Raw genomic sequence first — 3,574 nt, forward strand, 5'->3', positions numbered from 1 at the left:
ATCGTCCAGCTTCATCAAATATCTCCCCTTGTCGAAGCACTGGGATAGCCTTTCGGGGCTCCAGCGCAACAAAACATTCCGTTCTGCGCGACCCAGACGTTGAATAGGCAGATCGAGCCATAAGGCAGTTAATCGTCTCTTTTCCAATTATTAGGTCTGCTAGCACGCAACTCTCGCGGTTCTCGAACATTGTCTGGGCCGACCGTTTTTAGGGTGTGTGAATATGTCAATTGGAACAGCGGCGAAATGCCCGTCGTGCTCGGCTCCCCTCCTCGGCGGGAAATGCACCGCTTTGGTAGCATGTCGGACCCAAGTCGATGAACGGCGCTGGTTTGAGGGAGCAGAAGTTTCGGGTCAGAAACGACGCACCGTCGCCCCGGCGTGATTTATCCGCGAAAGCACGAATAGCGCCACGTAGTGGAAAAGGTGAGTTTTGGGGTAGTGCCTCATCGCACTGCGGAGTGGGTCCGCCACGGTTCACAGTCGCGGCGGACCCGGATTGAGCAACATCGGAGCAGCGAGGACATAGCCGATTTAGCCCCGCTGGCGACATTCGCCGTGATAGCACCCGGTTAGTATGTCGAAGGCCCTTTCCTGCCCTCACCGTACTCTTGAGCGGCGATGGGGCACGATATCGCTACGGCTTTCGCCCCCTTTCTTTCCGCTAAGCCCAGCGGCGCTTGCGCCGCTCTTGTGACGCCGAAGGCGGCACGAAACAAAGGCGTATCGGCCATCGGCCGATTCCATTGGTCTTTGTTTTGTGGTCATCCGCAGGACGAATTACCCCAAACCTCACTTTTCGTGATTCAGATTCTATAATTCTTCTAATTCAAGATTCAGGAGTGCGAAAGCCCTGCATTTCTGCGGAAAACTGGCTCTAACGGTGAGGCTTGGGGTCGATTCGCGTGAGTTTCGGGGTAGGCTCGGGTGAGCTTTGGGGTCAGTAAGGGTGAGTGTTTGGGCTGGGTCTGGTGAGCTTCGGGGTAGCCGGTCGGTTGGGTTGTGAGTGACGGTGAGTTTTGGGGTAGCCGTCTTAAAGTTTCATCGGGGAGCCGGAACATTTGCCTAGCTCACTTTTCGTAGTTAAAGTGAGCTGGTAAGTCCCTCTTGCTCACCGTTGGCCAAGCCTATGTCGCAACCTGCCGTGGTCGATCTCACGTTCCGCACGCTGGCCCAAAAGGGGCGTGGAAATCCTTTTGATCCCGCTAATTACGGCGAAATCGTCAAGCCGGGGGAGCTGGTCGACATTGTCGAGCTTAGCCCCCTCACCCTCGCCGATCGCCGTATCTACAACCTGCTGATCGCCAATGCCTGGGAGCGCATTGGCGAGCCGATCATTCACCGCATTGCCAAGTCCGGACTGAAAGGGACGCATCAGGGCAATGAGCGCGTGGAAAGCTCGCTGCTGCGCCTCATGGGGACCATCGCGATCGTCACGATCCGCAAGGACGGCAAGAGCTTCAAGCGCCGCGTCCAGCTCCTTGGCCCCAGCGATGAAAGCCTCGAAAAGGACGGCTTCCTTCACTACCGCATCCCGGAAGAGCTGATCGAAATACTGCGCAACAGCCAGGTCTATGCGCGCCTCAAGACTCAGGTCATGTATTGCTTCGAGTCGAAATACGCCCTTTGCCTCTACGAGATGATCGAGCGGCGCATCGGCCTGGAATACAAGCAAAAAGAGGATTTTACGATCGAGGAACTGCGCGGGCTGCTCAACGTGCCGGAAGGCAAACTCGAACGCTTCGCCGATCTGAACAAGTATTGCCTCAAGGTCGCGGTCGAGGAAATAAACAAGCTTTGCCCCTTCTATGTCGATTTCACGCCAATCAAAAACGGGCGCAAGGTGGAGCGGGTGGCGCTCCACTGGTTCCCGAAAACGTCCAGCGGCAAGCGCGATGCCCAGAACCTCATCGACCAGCATAGTATCGTCCGCCGGGCGAAGCTGCGCGGCGGCATACCCGAGTTGCCCGTTTTGGTAGATTTCACCACGCCGGCCGCCCAAAGGTGAGGACCGACCCCAAAACTCACCGTTGGGCTGAGTATAGGTGTATACAGCTATACGGCTCACTCGCGAAAGCGGTTTACCTCGGCCTCCCCGCCATCATGGGGGCAGCGTTCGTCCTAAGCGCCTGTAGGGCGGGGCGTGACTCCAGCTCTGCCTCTAACGTGTCGGGCGGAAACGCGCAGAGCATCGCTGCAATGGACACATCCGTAGCAGACAACATGGCGTCGGCAGGCTCGGATTTGCGGGACTATGGAATGGTCGAGCCGACGTTGCGTCCTTCGCCCGCGAACCCTGCCAACAGGCTCAACAAGCCGCCCGCCTATCGCAAGGCGTTGTTCGGGTATTTCGATGATCCCGATGTGCTGAGCCAGTTCACGGCCAAGGAACGCGCCCAGATGCCGATCGACGGCAGCGCGTTCCATGCCGACGCCGATCTCGATCACGACGGCGCGCCCGAAACTTACCGGACCGGGTATTTTCAGAGGCCAGACGGCACAACCGGCCTGTTCTTGGTAGCGTTCGAGCGCGGCACGCAGATTGACCTTTGGACTGACGCCGACGCGGCATGGGACATTCTTTGGATTTCGACGCGGGACGGCCTGACCCTGTTCCACTGCAACTGCCCCGAAACCGGAACGGTCTCGCTCAAGCACAAGCGGCTCCGCGTGAAGTGGGAATCGTCCTTTGGCTAGCAGTATAGATGTATACGTCTATACACTGCGTGCGACACGGCCCCTGCCTTTCTTCACGAAAAGGTCGTCCAGCGCCTCACCTAGCAGGCTCTGCACCGTCGTTCCTTCCTCGGCCGCAAGGATGCGAAGCTGCGTGCTGACCTCGGGGGCAAAATGTCCGCCGATCAGCTTGGTCCCGTGCCGCCCGGCCTGCGCGGGCTTGGGACTGGATGACGCAACGATCGGGGTAGGTGTTGCTGGCGTGTCAGCGCCGACCTTGGCACGGTCAAGCATTGCCTGGAGCGTGTTACCCTTCGCCATTATACCCCCTCCACCTTACCGTATAGGCGTATAGCCGTATACTCGTATAGCCGGTTGATTTCCGTTGCGGCTGGCCCGTTCGGCTCAAACTCCTGCACTGCTTGGCCTACGGCCTGCGCGCGAAAGAACGCCTTGCGGTTGCCGATTGTCACTGGACATACCGCCGCACCCAGCTCCTCGACCGCTTTCATGGCATCGCCCGTCTCTTGTCCTTGAGGCGGGACGAATGTCAGCACGACGGCGAAGGCGCGATCAAGCTGCCGCACCACGTCCAGCGTGTGCGTCATGCTCATTGTGTCGAACACCGCCGTCTTCGTCGGGACGAGGATGAAGTCGGCGTGCCGCGCGGCCTCATAGGCAACATCACGCGCGACGGCCGCGCCGTCGATCACCACAAGATCCGTGCCCGCGTCGGCACAGGCCTTGAGCATCGCCGCGAGACGCACCGGCTGGATCGAAGCAACGGCGGGTGTATCGAGCTGGCGCACGTCTTTCCAGAACGAGGCCGTCGCCTGCGGATCCAGGTCGATGATCGCGGTTTCCTTGCCTGCCTGCTCGGCCGCCACGGCAAGGCACG

At 59.2% G+C, this 3,574-nt stretch carries 4 protein-coding genes; 2 read left to right on the forward strand and 2 right to left on the reverse strand.

What is annotated here, in order from left to right:
- The first annotated feature begins 1,129 nt into the window (after nucleotides 1-1,129).
- Both ACEK02_RS29305 and ACEK02_RS29310 read left to right on the forward strand, forming a co-directional pair.
- On the forward strand, nucleotides 1,130-2,008 hold the full coding sequence (locus tag ACEK02_RS29305) for a replication initiation protein (RefSeq protein ID WP_371424959.1): 879 nt from the start codon (nucleotides 1,130-1,132) through the stop codon (nucleotides 2,006-2,008).
- A 251-nt stretch (nucleotides 2,009-2,259) separates the two neighbouring features.
- Complete coding sequence (locus ACEK02_RS29310) at nucleotides 2,260-2,697, forward strand: hypothetical protein (RefSeq protein ID WP_371424960.1); 438 nt, start codon at nucleotides 2,260-2,262, stop codon at nucleotides 2,695-2,697.
- An 18-nt stretch (nucleotides 2,698-2,715) separates the two neighbouring features.
- Here the strand turns inward: ACEK02_RS29310 and ACEK02_RS29315 are convergent, their stop codons facing one another.
- Both ACEK02_RS29315 and ACEK02_RS29320 read right to left on the reverse strand, forming a co-directional pair.
- Nucleotides 2,716-2,997, reverse strand: a complete 282-nt coding sequence (locus tag ACEK02_RS29315; RefSeq protein WP_371424961.1) for a ribbon-helix-helix domain-containing protein — start codon at nucleotides 2,995-2,997, stop codon at nucleotides 2,716-2,718.
- Nucleotides 2,997-3,574 (reverse strand): ParA family protein (locus ACEK02_RS29320; protein WP_371424962.1); only part of this gene is annotated, 578 nt, incomplete at its 5' end. The genes ACEK02_RS29320 and ACEK02_RS29315, both read right to left, overlap by 1 nt.

The organism is Tardiphaga sp. (assembly GCF_041424195.1).
Lineage (GTDB): Bacteria > Pseudomonadota > Alphaproteobacteria > Rhizobiales > Xanthobacteraceae > Tardiphaga.

Coding starts and splice junctions, on each gene's coding strand:
- ACEK02_RS29305 (WP_371424959.1), top strand. CDS start 1,130: ATGTCGCAACCTGCCGTGGTCGATCTCACGTTCCGCACGCTGGCCCAA.
- ACEK02_RS29310 (WP_371424960.1), top strand. CDS start 2,260: ATGGTCGAGCCGACGTTGCGTCCTTCGCCCGCGAACCCTGCCAACAGG.
- ACEK02_RS29315 (WP_371424961.1), bottom strand. CDS start 2,997: ATGGCGAAGGGTAACACGCTCCAGGCAATGCTTGACCGTGCCAAGGTC.